Raw genomic sequence first — 16,593 nt, forward strand, 5'->3', positions numbered from 1 at the left:
TCAGCGCCCTTCCGGGAGCAGGCCGCCGGCGAACGGCAGCGTGTTGGCGAAGGCGCGGTGGTGCTCGTGGTCGCACCACTCCAGGCGCAGGCCGCTGCGGGTGGCGGCGTGCCGGATGGTGTCGGCGTCGCGGCGCAGGGCCTCGCCGCTCGGGGAGGTGACGGTGATCCAGCCGGTGAGGCGGGTGCCGGCGGCACCGTTGGCGATCTCCCGCATGGTGGCGAGGGATGCCTGCTGGGACTTCTGCTCGCGCGGGTCCTCGATCTTGCCCGCGCGTTTGTCGGCCTGGCCCAGCTCGTTGGTGGCGTCGGCCATCGCCTCGCGGATGGCCTGCTCGGAGGGGACGAGGTCCATGGTGACGGCGACGGAGACGATGACGTCCTGGACGTACAGCAGCAGCGGGGCGAGGAAGTTCACCCCGGCGGGGAGCAGCGGCCACTCCTTGATCCACGCGGTGCGGGAGTGCCAGCCGCTCTCCTCCGACTCCCAGCTGCGGGAGACCATGTGGCCGGCGGCGCGGGCGTCCAGCTCGGCGGGCCAGGCGGTGACCCGGTCCATGCCGGTGGTGTCGTCGATCCAGTGCCCGGGGTCGTACGCATGGTGGAGGTACGAGGCCAGCGCGCCCTCGTCCAGGTTGCGGACGTGCCGCAGCTGGCCGCGCGGCAGGTTGCGGACGAACGCCTCGATCTCCTTGCCGAGCGTGACCGCGTACCCCTCGTGGAGCGTGGCGTAGCGGCGGGCTTCGGCCACCAGCTCGGGGGTGTACGGGATGCCCAGCGTCAGGATGAGCCGCCGGTCCTCGGCGGTAACAGCGACTTGGCGGATCAGCTCGGCGTACGAGTGCTCCAGCCAGGCGGGGGCGGCCGGGTCGCGGCGGGCGGCGGCGTCGCGGGCGTGGGTGTTGGGGTCGGTGGGGATGATCCGGGTGATCCATTGCAGCCGCCGGATCCGGCCGCCGCCGTCCGCCGTGGCCTTCAGCAGGAACTCGTACGCCCGGATCAGCGACTCCTTGTCATCGCTGTCGAGGCTGCCGAAGTCGCGCATCGCCTCGACCTCGATGGCGGCGGTGAACATCCGCTCGTGCGGCTGGAGGAGGATCGCGATCTCACCGAACGCGGTGCGGGCGGTCATCCACTCCAGATCGCGCGGGACACCGGGCGGCACGTCGACGGCGGCCCGGCGACCGTCCGCGAACCGGCCGGCCTGCGGCGCCCTGGACCGGTACAGCAGGGAGCCGTCGCGCAGCAGCCGGCGATGGGTGCGGTTGATCTCGTACCACTTGAGGTACGTACGCCCCCGGTACGGCGCGAGCGTGACCCAGGCGCAGCCGCCGGCGACGGCTCCGAAGACAGCGATCCTGACGAGCGTGCCGCCGACCGTCCAGGCGGCCAGCAGCCCACCAACGAATCCGGTGACAAGAACGAGCTGTTCATCCCCTTCGAACCGCCGCCCAAGCAGCCCACGCGGCCGGGGACGGGGAAAGGTGAAGGTACGTGCCATCGGGCTACCTCCCACTGGGTTCGGGTACGGCTTCGGGATCGTGCGGAGGCTCGGCTTCGGGAGTCCGGGAGCGCCCCGGTGGCGGCGCGGTCTCCGGCGGGTCATCCCATGGATCGGGTTCAGGGGCGGACCTGCCGGTCGGAGCCGCGGGCGGGATGTCGGCATCAGAGCCGGGCTGTTCACCTGACCGAGCGTTCGGCGGTGGTGGCGTGACGGTGTCGTCCGGCGCCCGGCTCTCTTCCGCGGTGGCGGTCTCGACGCTTTGTTCCGCCGTCCGCTCCACGTGTTCCTGGGTCGCTTCGACGGCCTTCTTCCCGGCGACGGCAACCGCACCGACCCCGGTCGAGGACGCCGCGGCATCCGCCGTACCGTCCGAGGCGCCGTCGGACGAGCCGCCCCCTTCGTCGCCTCCGCCCCCGCCGCCGAACCGGTTCTTGAGCTCTTGGAAGGTGTCGCCAACCTTGCCGCCCATCCGCTGGGCCCGTCCCGCGAAGTCATCCCGGGCCTGGTACATCCCCTGAATGTCGTCGCCCAGCAGCGGCAGGAACTTCGACAGCTGGAACGGCAGATACAGCGCGAGCCAGAACAGGGCGATAGCGGTAAACACCGTGGCGAACGACTGCCCGATCGACGACTCGTCGCCACCGTCGCTCGTGAGCATGCCGGTGGCCAGTGCGATCGTCGTCAGGACCACGTACTTGCTGGCGATGACCGCGCCCATCACACCGACCCAGCGCTTCACATGGCTCCACAGGCTCCGGTCCACCAGTCCGCTGAAGACGGTGGCGCCGAAGACCAGCCCGGACAGAACGAGCGCGTCTCGGATGATCAGCGCCATCCAGACGCCCGAGACGGCGGCAAGCAGCCCGAGGGCAAGAAAGGAAACGATGATGGGGCCCCCGGGGATGGTCATCAGGGCCGACATCGCCGACGTCACCGTCACGACCATGGTGGCGGCGTCAGGGGCCACCGGGGCGAACATCGCTTCCGCCGCCTCGTCGAACAGCTGCGTCACGTAGGCGATCGCGGCCGGCGCCAGGGCGGACACCACCACGGACAGCAGCAGGAAGCCGATCGACTCCGTCACCGCCTGAAGCGCCGGCGCCCCCTGAAGTACGCGCTTGGCGACCGCGATCAGCCACAGGATCACGGTGAGCACCGCCGAGACGCCGAAGGCCATGCCGTACGTCCGCAGGAACCCCGGGTCGGTCCAGTCGATCCTCGTGGTCGACAACAGGGCGTTGATCATCGTGGTGAAGAGGAACGCGACCGCGTCGTGGAACAGCTGGGCGAGGTAGCCGAGCGGATCGCGCGCGAAGTCGTACATCTCGCGGGCGCCGCTCACCACGTCGCACACCTTGTCGGCGAACGGGATGCTGTCGCACCAGCCGGTACGGGCGGCGGCCCGCGCCTGCCCCGCGAGGAAGAGGGTCTGGAAGCCGACGAGAAGCCCGACGAGGGCCGGCCCCCGTTCAGCCGAGGTAGGGAGGCGCATCGAACTCCTCATCGGCCCGGCGGAAGTCGTCGACGGTGCTGGGCACGCTGCCCCCGGTATCGAGCGGCGTCGGCCCCGGCACCGCGCTCACATCCGCGAGCTTCCAGTCGCCGTCCTGCCACTGGAGGGTGACGGTGTACGTGTTCCAGGAGGCGGACACCGGCAGCGGGGCCCGCTGATCCGTGGTGCCGATCAGGCCGGTCATCCAGACCTTGATGGTGGCGACCTGGCCGGAATAGCCGTTGACCTTGACTCCGACCGGGGCCGCCCGGGCGACCAGGGCGCCCGCGTCACGCTTGCGCACGCCGAGGGAGACCAGCGCCAGATCCATGGCGGTGTCGTCCGTCCGGGTCAGCGTCTTGACCGCCCCCGAGGCCGCGATGACGTCGATGACCCGGTGCCGGTGGGCGCGATCGGTCAGGTACGCCACGGTTGACCGGGCGAGCTGATAGTTGACGGCGGCCCGGACGGCTCCCACCTCGGTACGGGGGTAGCCGACCGGAACGCCATGAAGCACCTCCCCGCCACCGTCGTCATCGGCGAGAACAACCAGCTCATCGTCGGCGGACTCGGAAACAGCAGGGGCACCGCCGGCACCGGAGTTCACCATGACAGCGAGCCCCAGCAACAGCGCGAATCCCCCACCCGCGATCGCCGCACCGAGCCACCAGGGCTTGCCGCTGGCCGCCGACTGCTGAACCTCTCCGCCGAGCACCCTGGTCCCGCGCCGGGTGGACTGTCGGATCTTTGGCACGGCGTCAGACCCCCATGCCGTAGACGATCGTGAAGATGGTCCCGAGCGAGGCGACCACGAACGCCCCGACGAGCGAGGCGCCGACATCCTTCTTGCCCTTGGAGACCTGGGCGACGTCGTGCTGGCTCTCGCCGATCTTGATGTGGAACGCGCCGAGGGCCGCCCGGCCGAGCAGCGCCACGATGACGCCGGCCATGATCACCTGGACCACCGTGCGGGCGGTGTCGCCGAGCGCGGAGAACGGACCCCAGTCCGGAGCCACGCCGTTGACGAGGTCTCCGATGCCGCCGTTGGCAGCCAGGACCAGCGTGTGCGAAACGGACACGTCACATCCTCTCATCCCATCGTCGGGCAAGGCCCGTCATGTGCGGAACGCGGCACAACGTACCTGACACCATGTTGACAACACATGTTTATGAAGAGAGAACACGCTAAGCTCCGGCATCCACACTCGCTCGGCCGAACAGGACAATCAACACCCACTCTCACCCTTCACACTCGTTTACGATGAGGATCCCGGTGAAGACGACACACAAAGCAGCCGTCGCAGCACTCGCCGCAGGGCTCTCACTGCCCGCACTCATGGGCCTCGCCACAGCTGGAGCCGCCGGCGAACCCGGCAACCGGTTCTGCGCCGAGCGGCAGGGCCCGCGCGGAGCCCAGTCCAGCGCCCGGTGGAACGAGGCCCAGCTCCGTAACGCGGCCACGATCACTGATGTCGCCAGAACCCGAGCGCTGCCGACCCGGGCAGCGGTGATCGCCGTGGCGACCGCGATCCAGGAGTCCAGCCTCCACAACCTCGACCACGGCGACCGCGACTCGGTCGGGCTCTTCCAGCAGCGTCCGAGCCAGGGGTGGGGGACAGCCGCCGAGCTGAGGGACCCGGTGTACGCCTCCGGAAAGTTCTACGACGCGCTCCTGGCCGTATCCGGATGGGAGAGCGCGCCACTCACCGAGGTCGCGCAGTCCGTGCAGCGCAGCGCGTTCCCCGATGCCTACGCCCGCTGGGAGAGGGCAGCCGGAGAACTCGTGGCGGAGAGCTGGGGCTCCAGCGCGACAACATCGGAATTCACCGCCTGCACCGGTGAAATCGGCGACGAACCGACGGCGAACTTCTCCGCCACCAATCCCCGCTCACCGGCACGAGCGATCGCCGCCGCGCGGGAGACCGCTGGAGAGACCGGCTGGTATCGACGTTGCGGCCAGTTCGTCGCCGAGACATACGGCTACGCGTACAGCGGCTCGGCCACGGCAGCGATTCATTGGGACCGGCTTCGCGCGATGGGTCTCACTCATTCCGGTGAAGAAGCCCCTCCGGCCGGCGCACTCCTCTTCTACGAGACCGGCGAGGCCGCGGGGCACGTGGCCCTCTATCTCGGCAACGACCTGGTGGCGAGCAACGACATCATGGACAGCTATGAAGGAGAGGGCAAGATCGCGCTCGTTCCGCGCCGGGAACTGACGGATGGCCAGTGGCGCTTGCGCTATCTGGGATGGGCCGAACCAGCATTCCCGGGAGCGGGTGGCACCAGCACCATCTGACCGGAGAATCACCGAAAGAAGGACCCCACCATGAGCGTCATCCGTCGAGGGCGCACCGTTCTCTTCCTGCTTCCCTACGTTCTCATCCTCTCCGGCGTTCTCGTCGCCGGGAAGGCGGTCGGTTCGCCGGGAGGGACACCGGTGGTTCTCCAGGCGCTCGTCGTCGTGTCCATCGGAGTCGCTTGGTCGTACGTGCGTGCCCGTCGCTCCTGACCTCCCGCCGTCAGGACGAGCGATAGGCTCTCCGCGACCGCTTACTGGAGGAGGGAGAAGCCGATGGCAGACGATGTCCGCCGGCCGAAGACCCTGGCGGAGAAGATCCAGTGGCTCCGCGAGCTGAAGACGCCCAGAGGCGAGCAGCCACCCTCCTACGAGGCGACCGCCCGGCAGGTTTCCGACAGCACGGGCATCAGCATCTCGGGCCCCTACGTCTGGGAGCTGGCCACCGGACGCACGACCAACCCGAAGCTCCACCACCTTCAGGCACTGGCGAAGTTCTTCGCCGTGCCGATCGGCTATCTCAGCGACGACCAAGCAGATTTCACCCAGCTCGAAGCGGAGCTGGAACTCCTCCGCGCCCTCAAGCAGCGCGGTGTCCAGAACATCAAAGTGCACGGGGCTGCGCAGGAACCCGCCGACCTCGCCACGGTGCAGGAACTCCTCGGCCGCCTCAGGCAGCTCGAACTCACCGAGGACAACGAGGTGCGGGACCGCCTGAGGTCACTGGGCGCGGACCAGCGGGAAACCATCCGGGACGTCCTCGACGACACGACGGTGCTCAGGGCTCTCGGGGACCCGGGCCTGCGCGACCTCACCCGCGCCGCCGCACCGCTCACCACTGAACAGGTCGCGACTGCGGGTGCGGTGGTCCGCGCGCCTCGCCTTCTCGACGCCGTCCAGGAGGACAGCGTCCGGGAGATCGCGATGGGGGCGGCAGTCCTCACAGAGCCAAGCCGAAGGGCCGTCCTCGCCCTCATCGCCCATCTCCAGCAGGTCGAAGAAGCGGCGTCTACTGGTGAACTCGGTTATCGGGACCTGCGAAATCCCCCTCGGGAGTGATGATCTCTCTGGCCGGGGATGTGATGGTCGTCGGAGTATCCGTGGGGTGACGAACACGGAAAGCCCCCACCTGAACACGACGGTGCCACCAGCCGTGGCAGTGTGGGCTGGTGGCACCTGCTCTATGTCACGCTGTCGAGGCACGAAGGTGGGCGCGCCCACCCGCTGGCACAACGATTCAGGGGAGGGCGACGGTGGCCTCGTCCTGGATCGTCTGGTTGTTGTAGGTGACGCCGTCGACGGTGAAGCTGTAGACGCCTACGGACCGATACGGGTGGGCGGCGTTGTCGCCCGGCTGTACCGCAGCGGTGGCGTGTACCGAGCTGCCTGGTGTCAACGTGCTGCCCATCTTGGTTCCGATGTTGTCGTGACCTGTATCCGTCTGGGTGAGGGTCACCCGGATCGAGTACTTGGTCACGGGGCGGGTGCACTTCAGGTTCGCATGGACGTTCACGGCCTTGGGGTCCGTGCTGGACTGGTGGATGTTGTCCATGGAGATCGTGCAGTAGCCGACGACCCTGCTCACCTGTAGCGGTGAGGCTGACGGGAAGGAAGTGGCGTTCGCGGTGGCGGAGGGCAGCAGGAACGTGAGGGCGGTTGCCAGGAGCAGAAGCAGGAAGCGCTTCATAGTCCACCTTCCTAATGGGTGATGCGGCCTCAAAAAGGCCGCCACACCCGTTCGTGCCCGTCCGGCTGGCCGTACAGACTCGCCGTTGTCGGCTCACTGAGGCGCGGGCGGTGGCACGCACCGACCAGGAAGCCCTCTGGTGCGTGACGAGCGAGGCCCAGAGGGCCGAAGAAGCTGGAATGTCCGGCGAGCAACGAACTCACTGCCCATGCTTCGCTCTGGACAGGGCGTTCAGACGCGAGGCCGGCCAGCTGGCTGACCGGCCTCGGCAGTGGAGAGGTGAATGAGAGACAGACCCTGGCCAGGCCGCGACGAGCACGCGGCCACGATCCTTCGATGCGCGCAGGCTGCGGCGACCACGAATGCTCCGCTTATCGACCGGCCGGGGAGGGACTCTCCGCTGAAGGAGGGAGCCCAGTCAGCTGCTAATTGTCTGAGCTGTGGGTGACTTCGTAGGGCGAGTCCCGCATGGTGAAGTCGAAGTTGAGAATGTCCGTCTCACCGTCGGCACGATAGAAGATGAACTTGTGGACCATGAGATAGGTGGCGATCAGCTCATCGTGCTCCGGGTTAATGGTCTCGTTGTGATCCTTCGTGTCCGTGTAGGTGGTGGTGACACTTTCAGTCGTCGTGACATTCATGTCATGCCCGAACGACGCACTGATCCCCGCGCTGAAGCCCCAGAAAGAGAAACTGGCGTTCGCGCTGATATTGAAGGTGGTCGTGTCGGAGATCGTCTTCGAATTCTCCTTCGTCACGCCAACCGTGGATGACCACGTATAGGACTCGGACTTGTGTGCCGCATAGGTCCGCCAGCCCACCCGGTGATAACGCGACCACTTCTCCACGATGTAGTAAGGGGAATTTTTCCCCTGCCAATCGGCATCCTTTCCGTGATCGTTCTTGATCACGAAATAGGGTACGGCTGTGACTCCGGTCAGGATCCCCTTCTCGTCCGGAACATTCTCATCCGGCTCGTTCATGCTGGTGAGCTTGGGAGCATCGGGCGTCTTGGCGGCCACCTTCTTCAGATTGACGACAGCGGAAAACTCTCCGGCTTCCTCCAGCGCAAAGAGGTCGCTTCCGTCACTCCTCTTATCATCGGTGAACAATGTCACGCCATTTTCGCTTACTGCGTACTGGCCAGCATGGACGTTCCAGAGTCGAAAATATCCCGACCCAGCATCCTTTGCCTCCCAAAGGATGCCTCCATCTCCCTTGAACGCATCCCAATAATCCATGTGGGCACACTGCTGGACGTAATGATCCGATCCCGTGTATTTAACTACACCGCAGATACCGCCCGGGTGAGAGGTCTCGGCAGTTTTGACTTCAACGATCATCCACTGCTCTGGATTCAAAGACGCCCGACAGAATACCATCTGAGAATCGACACTGCTGCTTGACTCCATGAATTTGGAGCCGTCCTTCTTGTTCTTGATCCTGTAGATCTTTCCTACGATCGGCGTGGCGCTCATGAGACTCTCCCTGTGTTGACGGCCTGCGGGGCAACATGCCGAAGTTCTGTGGACGATGTGATGCGAACGGAAGAGCGCGGCTCGGGAATTCTCCTCACCGTTCCCTATGATGGATTCACGCGCACCGGACTCCATAGTTGCACCTACTTTCGCTGCCCCGAGGCGACCTCGCGATACTTAATCCTGCCGGGTGACGGATTCCTGAGCCGTCTGCCATGAAGTCTCGTTTCTTCAACCCACCAGCCGGACGAGACGGTGTCGCGTACGGCCGTATTGCACCAGAAGTGGCCGGGGCATGGATGCCCTGGATGAGGGGAAGAGAAGTGCGCCCTGGTGTGCCGGCCAGGACCAGTGCTGCCCACAGCGAGCACGCAGTCGCGTGATCGAGGATGGATTTCCTCAGGCAGACGGTGATGACCGGCGACCGAACGCGGCGGCGTATCGTGCGCGGTCGATGCCGGCGGCGAGGGTCCAGTAGCTGACGGCGGCGATGGAACCGCCAAGAACCTGGTGGAGGACAGCCGGGGGCATATGGGTGGCGAGGTCTCGCAGTGCGCTGTCGCGCCCCGCCGGGTGGGCAGGCCGAGTGTGGCGAACTGTCCGTCGCAGTCGAGCAGTGCACCGGCGGCGACCAGGCCCCTGTGCAGATGATCCGGACCCCAGTGGCGGGCAGCCCGTCCAGCAGGGCGTGGATGAACTTGGGCGCTACCATCGCGGATGCGGATGAGCAGCGTGACGCGCTCGGTACGGGAGAGCCACTTCAAGACCGATACCGGCATTCCGGCGCCGGTGGGCAGCTAGGCTTCAGGGAACGAGACGTGCCAAGTCGTCGGCCTGTACCGGGAAGACGTCGCGCAGCTGATGCAATTCCCCGGGTTCAAGGCTCAGAGGCGATCGCCGACCGGCCACCCCAGGACCTCGGCGATGAGTTCGGGCGACAGACTCGGCATGAGCCAGCTCGCGGCACGCAGTGCTTCCTCGCGTCCTCTTTCCTCACCGGCGCCACCCGACGATGCCAATACCAGGCGGGTCGCTCCTGCGGCATCACTGCCGGCCGAGATCGGCAACCGGAGGCTGCCGCCCTGATCCGTGCTCAGCCAAACGCTGACTGGCCCCTGCCGTTTCTCTTGAGACGAGCCAGGAACGTGCTCTCCGAATTCGGTCAGCACATTCTGCTGAGCACACACTTTTCCCGCGACTGAATTCATGAATCACCCCGGAATGACTTCTCGCCAACAGACTGAACACCCACTGTCTATCTTGACAAAAAACCCATGTCAACACAGAGTTGGCGAGCCGGGAGTTTTCGATTCCGTTTCTCGCGTGGCGAGAAGCGAGAAAGTTCAACCTTCTCACCGGGCGAGAAACAGAAACATCGGCCAGGACAACGTCCATGAACGGAGAGGAACGAATGAGATAGCGTTTCCGGAGAAGGGAGAAAATCATGCGCGCCATCACCATGGAAGAATTCGGCGGGCCGGAAGTCCTCCGGCTGACCGAGGTTCCCGACCTTGAGCCGCGAGCCGGTCATCACCTCCTCAACGTCAGTCGTTCAGGAGTGAACTTCGCCGATGTCCACGTACGCGGAAACACCTACCTCGCCCCGGTGGAACTGCCCTATGTCCCGGGCAACGAGGTGCTGGGCACGACAGCGGACGGCCGTCGGCTCGTGGGACTCACCCGGGGCGGTGGCTACGCGGAACAGGCGCATCTCCACCGCCGCGTGGCATGGGACGTGCCGGACGACATCACCGACGACCAGGCGGTCTGCCTCGCTCTCCAAGGCCAGTCGGCCTGGCACATCCTGTTCACCGCCGCCGGCGTTCAGGCCGGGGAGCGCGTGGTGATCCCGGCAGCGGGCGGCGGTCTCGGATCACTCGCCGTCCAGCTCGCCAAGACCGCAGGTGCGAAGGTGATCGCGCTCGCCAGCACGCCGGAGAAGCGGCAGCTCGCCGCCAACCTCGGCGCGGACGCGACCGTGGACTCCACCGCCGACGATCTGACCGGCGCCATCCTGGATGCGGCCGGCGGACCGGTCCAGGTCGCCCTGGAGATGACCGGCGGACCGCAGCTCTCCGCCGTACTCGCCGCTGTCGCGCCCCGCGGCCGGCTCGCCGTCTACGGCTTCGCCTCCGGCCACCAGGCACAACTCCCCCTGCACCTCCTGATGGAGAAGTCCATCACCGTCTCCGGCTTCTGGCTCCCCAACCTCTACGGCGACCGCACCGCCCTCCCCACCAGCATGGAAAAGCTGTTCTCCGCCGTACGCACCGGCGACCTGCGCACCATCACCGGCGGCGTCTACCCCCTCGCCGAAGCCTCCGCCGCCCACACCACGCTCGCCGCCCGTACCCACACCGGGAAGCTGTCGTTGGACCCCACGAAGTGAAGGTGCTGCCCCGCCCGACCCCCAGGAACCGCATGCACACCAACCCTGCCGCACCTCGCCCCGGCGGAACCGGCCACGCCGAACGGGTCTTCCGCGTCCAACGGGCCTTCACCGACCTCGGCGGGAGCATCCACGGCCCCGGCGAACTCGCGGAGAAGTCTGGTCTGGACGACTCCACGGTCTTCCGCATCCTCCAGTCCGGCGTCTACCAGGGCGTCTTCGAGCGCGTCGGGCGAGGCAGATACCGCCTCGGCACCAGCACCGCCCACCTCTCCCTCCACGCCCTGGCCCACGCCCCCGGGCAGGGCGCGCACACCGCCCTGGAAGAACTGCGCACGGCCACGCACGGCGGCCTCGTACTGCTCTACATGCTCGCCCCGTTCAGCGGCGCGCACCGCCAGTGCGTCGACATGGCGGTCGGCGACTCCGACCTCGCCGAACTCGGCCTCACCACCCGGGAAGTCCTCTCCGTCACCCGCTCCCTGCGCACCGGCGCCAGCGGCCGTACGATCCTGGCCTACCTCCCCGAGCCCATCCAGCGCCGCGTCCTGGCCGAACCCATCCCGGACGGAGCCGGCCCCGGCGTCTACCGAGACAACGACGCGCTGCTCCGCTCCCTCACCGACATCCGCGACCAGGGCCACGCCACCGGCTACCAGGAATGCATGCCCGGCTGGAACAGCTGCGCCGCCCCCATCCTCTGGCACGACTCCATCGTCGGCTCCACCCTCCTCCTCAAACCCGCCCACGTCATGCCCGAACCACCTCCCAACATCATCGAAGCCACCAGAACCACCGCCGCCAAACTCAGCAGCTTCTCCTCCAGCCCCTGGCCGACGGCCTGAGCCTTCTCACTGTTCGACCCCCGATCCGCCAGAGCGTGGCTGTGCGACCATGCGGGGGATGGACGGGCAAGGCAACACTGATGCACCTGGTCCGATAGGGGCAGCCGTGTGCCTCTGGCGGACCAGGCGGCAGATGACGGCTCATGAGCTGGCACGGCAGACCGGGGTCGCCGCCGGCGTCATCGACGCCCTTGAACACGGCGACGGCTGGGTGGCCTCGTACGGGATGCTGAGCCGTCTCGCACGGGCTCTTGAGGTCAGCGCTGTCGAACTGTCCGGTCGTCCCGTTCCACCCAGCAGCCAGGAACAGGCCGAACTGCGCGGCACCGCGTTCTTCGTCCGGCGCCATCTGGCCGGCCACCGCGCCGACCAAGCGGATGGCGGGCACATCGCTGTGGCACGGCTGCTGCGAGCCCAGGCGGACGCCGACGAATCGCTGCTCGCCGCCAACCTGCTGGCGTCACTCGGCAGCGACATCCCGCCAGAGGGGTACGCGGCCGGCGCCGGGCTGTTGCGGCGGATGGGGTACGGGGATCTGGCCTGGCTGATGTTGCATCGGGCCCGTACGCCCGGTCACCCGTCGATCCTTGCCGAGGAAACCCGTCTGCTCCTCGAACTGGGCCAGCCCGAGGCCGCCCTCGTGCGGGCCGGCGGATCGGCCTCCACCGAATCGTTCATCCTCCAGGCGGTGGCTCACGCCTTTCTGCGGAATCGGGAAGCGGCCCACGCCGCGCTGGCCGCCGCCGGCCAACACGTCGTAGCACCCGAAGAAGCCGGTCCGGTGCGGGCCGGCCGGGCGTTGGTGGCGCTGGAACTCGGACGAGCCGACGAAGCCGTTGACCAAGCCCAACCTGCTGAAAGCCAACCGCTGACGCGCGCCGTTCGGTACGACCTCCTGCTCGTCGCCGCCCGCGCCAACGCGGTGCTGGGCGAGCCCCTGCGTGCCGCTGAACTCCTCGACCAGGCACACGGGTTCTCGCCGCTGCGGCTCGCCTCCGACCCCCTGGCCCGCGAGCTCCTGCACCACCTCCGGCGCACCGGCGTACGCTGAGACCTACATCACTTACCCAAGGCTGGTGTCGGCGATGGACGACGGACGAACTCAGGCGATCGGTTCCCGGGTACGCATGGCCCGGCTGCGCCGTGGCCTCACGCTCAAGGAGACGGCCCAGGGGGCCGGGATCTCGGTCGGCTTCCTGTCGATGGTGGAGAACGGGAAGCGCCTGCTCGACAGCTCGCGCCACATCGCGGCGCTGGCCGAGGTCCTTCAGACGACCCCGGTCGAGCTGGCCGGCCAACACCTTCCCCCGTCCGACCGTGTCTCGGCCGACGCCCATGCCGCCATCCCGGCGCTCCGGCTGACCCTGATGGGTGCGGGCCTGTGGTCCCGGCCCCCCGGGCCGCCCCCGCCGGAACCGGTGCTGGCCGAGCGCGTCGCCGAGGCCAACCGTCGCTACCACGCGGCCGGGTTCGGAGAACTCGCGGCCTCCCTCCCCGGCCTCCTGGCCGATCTCCACGCGGCGACCGAGGCCCACGGCGGACACCAGCGCCGCCGGCTGCTCCGGCTGCTGATCGCCGCCTACCACCCGGCCACCGTCATGCTGCTCAAGTACCTGGGGTACTCCGACCTCGCGTTCATCGCGGTCACCCGGGCGGCCGACCTCACCGCCGAATTGGAGGACCCGGCGTACACCGCCCTGTCCGGCTTCTTCACCGCCCACGTGCTGATGTCCGCCGGCTCCCCCACTCAGGCGCTCCAGCACGCCACCGATGCCGCCGACACCCTGGAGCAGGGTCTGACCACCCCCGCCGCCCACGCCCTGCTCGGCGAACTGCATCTCATCCGCGCCACGGCAACCACCCTGGATCGCGCCCGCTCCGGGGAAAGCCGCCTCACCGACGTCAGAGGCCACCTTGCCGAGGCGACGAACCTCGCCGACCGGATCGGTGAATCGCGCACCTGGTACCTCAACTTCGGCCCGGCGAACGTAGGCATCCACCACGTCAGCCTGAACACCGACCTCCACCAGTACGGGACCGCCGTCGCCGCCGGAACCGGTCCCCACGCGGACCTGTCCGTCCTGCCCGCCGGACGCCGAGCCGCCTTCCACACCGACCTGGGCCGTTCCCTCGCTCACGCCCGGGGTCGCGAGGCCCGCGCCGTCGCCGCGCTGCTGACCGCCGAACGCCTCGCCCCGCAGCGCGTACGGGGCAACCGGCTCGTCGCCGAGACCGTACGAGAACTCGCCCGCCGCCGGCTCACGGACCGCACCCGCCGCGATGTGCAGGGGCTGGCTCACCGCATCGGCATCGCCTCCTGATACCCGCCTCCCAACGGGGTTCACCACCGTGAACCTTCCGGCCTCTCCGGCTCCTACCTTCGGTGGCGGCAACCCGGAACACCGTTCCGGCCGGACCGAAGGACCGCTATGTCGGGCGAGGCGCCATGACAACGACTTCCGTACGAGCCACGTACGACCAGCACGTCTACGGACAGTCCCTGATCGTCAATGCCACAGAGATCGAACACTGGCGCCGGGCAGCGGCTGAGCTGCTGCTGCACTGGGGCGCCCACGACCGGGCGGTGGAACTCGTACGGCTCGGCGTCAGCGAGTTGCTGTCCAACGTCGCCAAGCACGTGGATCACCCCCGCTGCTATCTGCGGATCACCCGCATCGGGACCCGCGTGACGGTGCAGGTCTTCGACCGTTCCCGGAGGCTCCCGCGCGTCGACGTCGAGCCCGACTGGCAGGCCGAATCCGGCCGCGGGCTCTGGATGCTGCGCGAGATGGCCACCGGCTTCGGAACCGAACTCACCGAACGCTGTGACGGCAAGATCGTCTGGTTCAGCTGCGACCTGGTCTGAGGGCCACGCCATCTCATCCCCCACGTCTTCTCCGCTCGGAGGCCCTTGTGTTCGCTGAACACCGACCGATCCCTCATCAAGACAGAACCAGCAGATCCCACCTCCTGCTGGAGCGCCGCGTCGACGCGCTCACGCGGGAGCTGGAGAACAGCTACCGGGACGCCGTCTTCACCCCGGGCGGGGTGAGCTGGCTGGACGTCCACCAGGTTCCGGCCCGGCGACTGCTGACCCAACTGGTGCGGCGTGTGCTGTCCACCCGGCGCGACGACGAGCGGCTCCCCGTGACGTCGGGAGGCCGGATCACCGCGCTGCACAGCCCGTGGCTCGCCGACGCCACCTTGGGCACGGGTGAAACGGGCGCCGGAGGACCTCGTCCCCCGGCCGCACGGCATCGACCGCCATCGCGGCCCGTCAGCCGAGCGCTCGTGGCGGCCGTCTCCTGGCGCAGGCTCCACGCGGAGACGCTGCTTCCGGTCCTCAACGACTTGGCCCGGCGCGGCATCACCAGCAGCGTGATCGATCTCGCCGAGGACACGCACGACAGATTCCCCGCACCGTCGCACCCCGCCGTGGTGGTCGTCCGCCCTCCGGAGGTGCTCCCCCACGGTGGACTCCCGGCGGGCTCGATCCACTCGGTCCGCGACGAACGGACGGTACGGGTGGGGTTCCACGACCTGCCGGTGGCCAGGGTGGCCGAGCTGGTCGCCCGCGCCGTCAAACGGTCCTCGGGTATCAGCGCTCCTTCCTGGGCAACCGCCGTCGCGGTGGAACGGTGGCTGGACGACGTGTTCGGCTCCGTCCGGCCGAAGGCGTTCCTGTGCGCCGATGACACCGACCCGGCCGGGCTGCTCGCCACCCGGTGCGCCGAACGTGCGGGGGTGGAGACCGTCTACGTCCAGCCCGGTGCGTGGGTGGAAGGCAAAGTGGCCTGGCGGGCGCAGCACTGCAAGCACGTCACCGTGATGGGCCCCAGAGACCTGGAACGGTGCAGCGGCTGGCAGCGCCGCCACCGCGAGACGCGACAGTACGTGACGGGGCAGCCTCGCTACGACGGGCTCGCCGGTGTGGACCGCCGTGCCCAACGGGACTACCTGGAAGCGCTGTTCACCGTCCAGACGGGGGCGGCCCCTGCGCGCACGCTGGTCTGGGGGAGCCAGCCGTACCCGGAGGGCCGGCTGCTCGCTCACTTCCGCGTCCTTCTCGACTCGCTCCGGCAGATCGGCCCGGGCTGGGGCCTCGTGATCGCCCCGCATCCCGCACAACGTCTCTCGGCAGTCAGGCCGTTGCTCCGGTTCGCCGAAGGAGAGCGCGTGGCCCTGGCCGGCCCGCACGTCGGCGCGCGCGGCTGCGTGGCCGGCGCCGACGCGTTCGTCACCGGCTACTCCAACTCGGCGATCGACGCACTTCTGCTGAACATTCCCGTGCTCGAACTCGTCCCACCCGGCGACCCCACACTCGCCCTCGCCCACCACGGCGCCGCCCAGCGCTGCGCGGGCAGCGACGGAATCGCCGCGGCTCTCCGCCACATCGAGCGCATGCCCGCCGGCTCCCACGTGCCGACGCCCGCCAAGGACGAGATCTGCCGCTGGACCGGGCACAGCGCCCGCACGGTGGCCGACCTCGTGATCCGCGTCCTGGCTCCGGTTACCGGGAGGTTCTGACGATGCCCGCCGATTCTCCGTGTCACGTCTACGTGGAGACCGACCTGGTCGCCGGCTGGACCGAGAAGGGCCGGTGCCTGATGTGCGACCGGAACGGAGTCGACGTGCTCTGGCTCGGCCCCGTCATCAACCTCGGCCGGGTCAAGCCCTTCCACGCCTGCGTCCGCTGCACCGAACGCCTCACCCTGTGGGTCCGCGACATCGACCCCCCACGCGGCCCCACCCACCACGTACGCGGTTTCCTCCGGCTCATCCCCGCCCCACCCACAAACCCAGCCGCGCACGGCGCCGCCTCGACCGCCATCACCATGATCTGCGTAGCGGCCCTGGCGGCCAGCGTGGCGAGCGTCTGGTGGTCCTTCACCTGACCGCCCCC

Annotated in this window: 17 protein-coding genes; 10 read left to right on the forward strand and 7 right to left on the reverse strand. The window is 68.2% G+C overall.

The window, feature by feature from the left end:
- The 4 genes from AC5WRL_RS24930 to AC5WRL_RS24945 are packed head-to-tail and all read right to left on the reverse strand — an operon-like array spanning position 1 to position 4,074.
- Positions 1-1,500: an SCO6880 family protein gene (locus AC5WRL_RS24930; protein WP_496090904.1), complete on the reverse strand. Its 1,500-nt coding sequence runs from the start codon at positions 1,498-1,500 to the stop codon at positions 1-3.
- Between the two features lie 4 nt (positions 1,501-1,504).
- On the reverse strand, positions 1,505-3,007 hold the full coding sequence (locus AC5WRL_RS24935) for a hypothetical protein (protein WP_496090905.1): 1,503 nt from the start codon (positions 3,005-3,007) through the stop codon (positions 1,505-1,507).
- Entirely contained in the window at positions 2,973-3,749 is a 777-nt protein-coding gene (locus tag AC5WRL_RS24940; protein ID WP_496090906.1) for a DUF8175 domain-containg protein, read from the reverse strand. Before AC5WRL_RS24940 ends, AC5WRL_RS24935 begins: the two co-directional genes overlap by 35 nt.
- A gap of 4 nt (positions 3,750-3,753) precedes the next feature.
- Positions 3,754-4,074 (reverse strand): DUF8827 family protein, encoded by a 321-nt coding sequence (locus tag AC5WRL_RS24945; RefSeq protein ID WP_496090907.1) that lies wholly within the window; start codon positions 4,072-4,074, stop codon positions 3,754-3,756.
- Positions 4,075-4,268: 194 nt separating this feature from the next.
- On the opposite strand from AC5WRL_RS24945, the gene AC5WRL_RS24950 reads away from it, so the two are divergent.
- The 3 genes from AC5WRL_RS24950 to AC5WRL_RS24960 all read left to right on the forward strand — a co-directional run bounded on the left by AC5WRL_RS24950 (position 4,269) and on the right by AC5WRL_RS24960 (position 6,350).
- Positions 4,269-5,291 (forward strand): C40 family peptidase, encoded by a 1,023-nt coding sequence (locus tag AC5WRL_RS24950; protein ID WP_496090908.1) that lies wholly within the window; start codon positions 4,269-4,271, stop codon positions 5,289-5,291.
- A 30-nt stretch (positions 5,292-5,321) separates the two neighbouring features.
- A complete protein-coding gene (locus AC5WRL_RS24955) occupies positions 5,322-5,504 on the forward strand; it encodes a hypothetical protein (RefSeq protein WP_496090909.1) in 183 nt (60 codons plus the stop codon).
- A 63-nt stretch (positions 5,505-5,567) separates the two neighbouring features.
- On the forward strand, positions 5,568-6,350 hold the full coding sequence (locus AC5WRL_RS24960) for a hypothetical protein (protein WP_496090910.1): 783 nt from the start codon (positions 5,568-5,570) through the stop codon (positions 6,348-6,350).
- A 178-nt stretch (positions 6,351-6,528) separates the two neighbouring features.
- Here AC5WRL_RS24960 and AC5WRL_RS24965 read toward each other — a convergent pair whose 3' ends face one another.
- The 3 genes from AC5WRL_RS24965 to AC5WRL_RS24975 all read right to left on the reverse strand — a co-directional run bounded on the left by AC5WRL_RS24965 (position 6,529) and on the right by AC5WRL_RS24975 (position 9,664).
- Complete coding sequence (locus tag AC5WRL_RS24965; protein ID WP_496090911.1) at positions 6,529-6,978, reverse strand: hypothetical protein; 450 nt, start codon at positions 6,976-6,978, stop codon at positions 6,529-6,531.
- A gap of 425 nt (positions 6,979-7,403) precedes the next feature.
- A complete protein-coding gene (locus AC5WRL_RS24970; protein ID WP_496090912.1) occupies positions 7,404-8,456 on the reverse strand; it encodes a hypothetical protein in 1,053 nt (350 codons plus the stop codon).
- An 884-nt stretch (positions 8,457-9,340) separates the two neighbouring features.
- A complete protein-coding gene (locus AC5WRL_RS24975; protein WP_496090913.1) occupies positions 9,341-9,664 on the reverse strand; it encodes a hypothetical protein in 324 nt (107 codons plus the stop codon).
- 236 nt (positions 9,665-9,900) lie between these two features.
- On the opposite strand from AC5WRL_RS24975, the gene AC5WRL_RS24980 reads away from it, so the two are divergent.
- The 7 genes from AC5WRL_RS24980 (at position 9,901) to AC5WRL_RS25010 (ending at position 16,585) form a co-directional block, all read left to right on the forward strand.
- Positions 9,901-10,845, forward strand: coding sequence for a quinone oxidoreductase family protein (locus AC5WRL_RS24980; protein ID WP_496090914.1), 945 nt, complete (start codon positions 9,901-9,903; stop codon positions 10,843-10,845).
- 32 nt (positions 10,846-10,877) lie between these two features.
- Positions 10,878-11,690 (forward strand): IclR family transcriptional regulator, encoded by an 813-nt coding sequence (locus AC5WRL_RS24985; protein WP_496090915.1) that lies wholly within the window; start codon positions 10,878-10,880, stop codon positions 11,688-11,690.
- A gap of 133 nt (positions 11,691-11,823) precedes the next feature.
- The gene (locus AC5WRL_RS24990; RefSeq protein ID WP_496090916.1) at positions 11,824-12,741 is read left to right on the forward strand and encodes a hypothetical protein; all 918 of its coding nucleotides are present in this window, start codon (positions 11,824-11,826) and stop codon (positions 12,739-12,741) included.
- Between the two features lie 34 nt (positions 12,742-12,775).
- Positions 12,776-14,011, forward strand: a complete 1,236-nt coding sequence (locus AC5WRL_RS24995) for a helix-turn-helix domain-containing protein (protein ID WP_496090917.1) — start codon at positions 12,776-12,778, stop codon at positions 14,009-14,011.
- Positions 14,012-14,136: 125 nt separating this feature from the next.
- The gene (locus AC5WRL_RS25000) at positions 14,137-14,556 is read left to right on the forward strand and encodes an ATP-binding protein (protein WP_496090918.1); all 420 of its coding nucleotides are present in this window, start codon (positions 14,137-14,139) and stop codon (positions 14,554-14,556) included.
- Positions 14,557-14,603: 47 nt separating this feature from the next.
- On the forward strand, positions 14,604-16,217 hold the full coding sequence (locus tag AC5WRL_RS25005; protein ID WP_496090919.1) for a hypothetical protein: 1,614 nt from the start codon (positions 14,604-14,606) through the stop codon (positions 16,215-16,217).
- A gap of 2 nt (positions 16,218-16,219) precedes the next feature.
- On the forward strand, positions 16,220-16,585 hold the full coding sequence (locus AC5WRL_RS25010) for a hypothetical protein (protein WP_496090920.1): 366 nt from the start codon (positions 16,220-16,222) through the stop codon (positions 16,583-16,585).
- The last annotated feature ends 8 nt before the right edge of the window (positions 16,586-16,593 follow it).

Source organism: Streptomyces sp. NTD107, assembly GCF_059510435.1.

Bases quoted from the DNA above. Each gene is read 5' to 3' on its own strand.
- AC5WRL_RS24975 (WP_496090913.1), bottom strand. From the start codon at position 9,664: ATGAATTCAGTCGCGGGAAAAGTGTGTGCTCAGCAGAATGTGCTGACC.
- AC5WRL_RS24970 (WP_496090912.1), bottom strand. From the start codon at position 8,456: ATGAGCGCCACGCCGATCGTAGGAAAGATCTACAGGATCAAGAACAAG.
- AC5WRL_RS24930 (WP_496090904.1), bottom strand. From the start codon at position 1,500: ATGGCACGTACCTTCACCTTTCCCCGTCCCCGGCCGCGTGGGCTGCTT.
- AC5WRL_RS25000 (WP_496090918.1), top strand. From the start codon at position 14,137: ATGACAACGACTTCCGTACGAGCCACGTACGACCAGCACGTCTACGGA.
- AC5WRL_RS24990 (WP_496090916.1), top strand. From the start codon at position 11,824: ATGACGGCTCATGAGCTGGCACGGCAGACCGGGGTCGCCGCCGGCGTC.
- AC5WRL_RS24965 (WP_496090911.1), bottom strand. From the start codon at position 6,978: ATGAAGCGCTTCCTGCTTCTGCTCCTGGCAACCGCCCTCACGTTCCTG.
- AC5WRL_RS24985 (WP_496090915.1), top strand. From the start codon at position 10,878: ATGCACACCAACCCTGCCGCACCTCGCCCCGGCGGAACCGGCCACGCC.
- AC5WRL_RS24960 (WP_496090910.1), top strand. From the start codon at position 5,568: ATGGCAGACGATGTCCGCCGGCCGAAGACCCTGGCGGAGAAGATCCAG.
- AC5WRL_RS24935 (WP_496090905.1), bottom strand. From the start codon at position 3,007: ATGAGGAGTTCGATGCGCCTCCCTACCTCGGCTGAACGGGGGCCGGCC.
- AC5WRL_RS25010 (WP_496090920.1), top strand. From the start codon at position 16,220: ATGCCCGCCGATTCTCCGTGTCACGTCTACGTGGAGACCGACCTGGTC.
- AC5WRL_RS24955 (WP_496090909.1), top strand. From the start codon at position 5,322: ATGAGCGTCATCCGTCGAGGGCGCACCGTTCTCTTCCTGCTTCCCTAC.
- AC5WRL_RS24980 (WP_496090914.1), top strand. From the start codon at position 9,901: ATGCGCGCCATCACCATGGAAGAATTCGGCGGGCCGGAAGTCCTCCGG.
- AC5WRL_RS24995 (WP_496090917.1), top strand. From the start codon at position 12,776: ATGGACGACGGACGAACTCAGGCGATCGGTTCCCGGGTACGCATGGCC.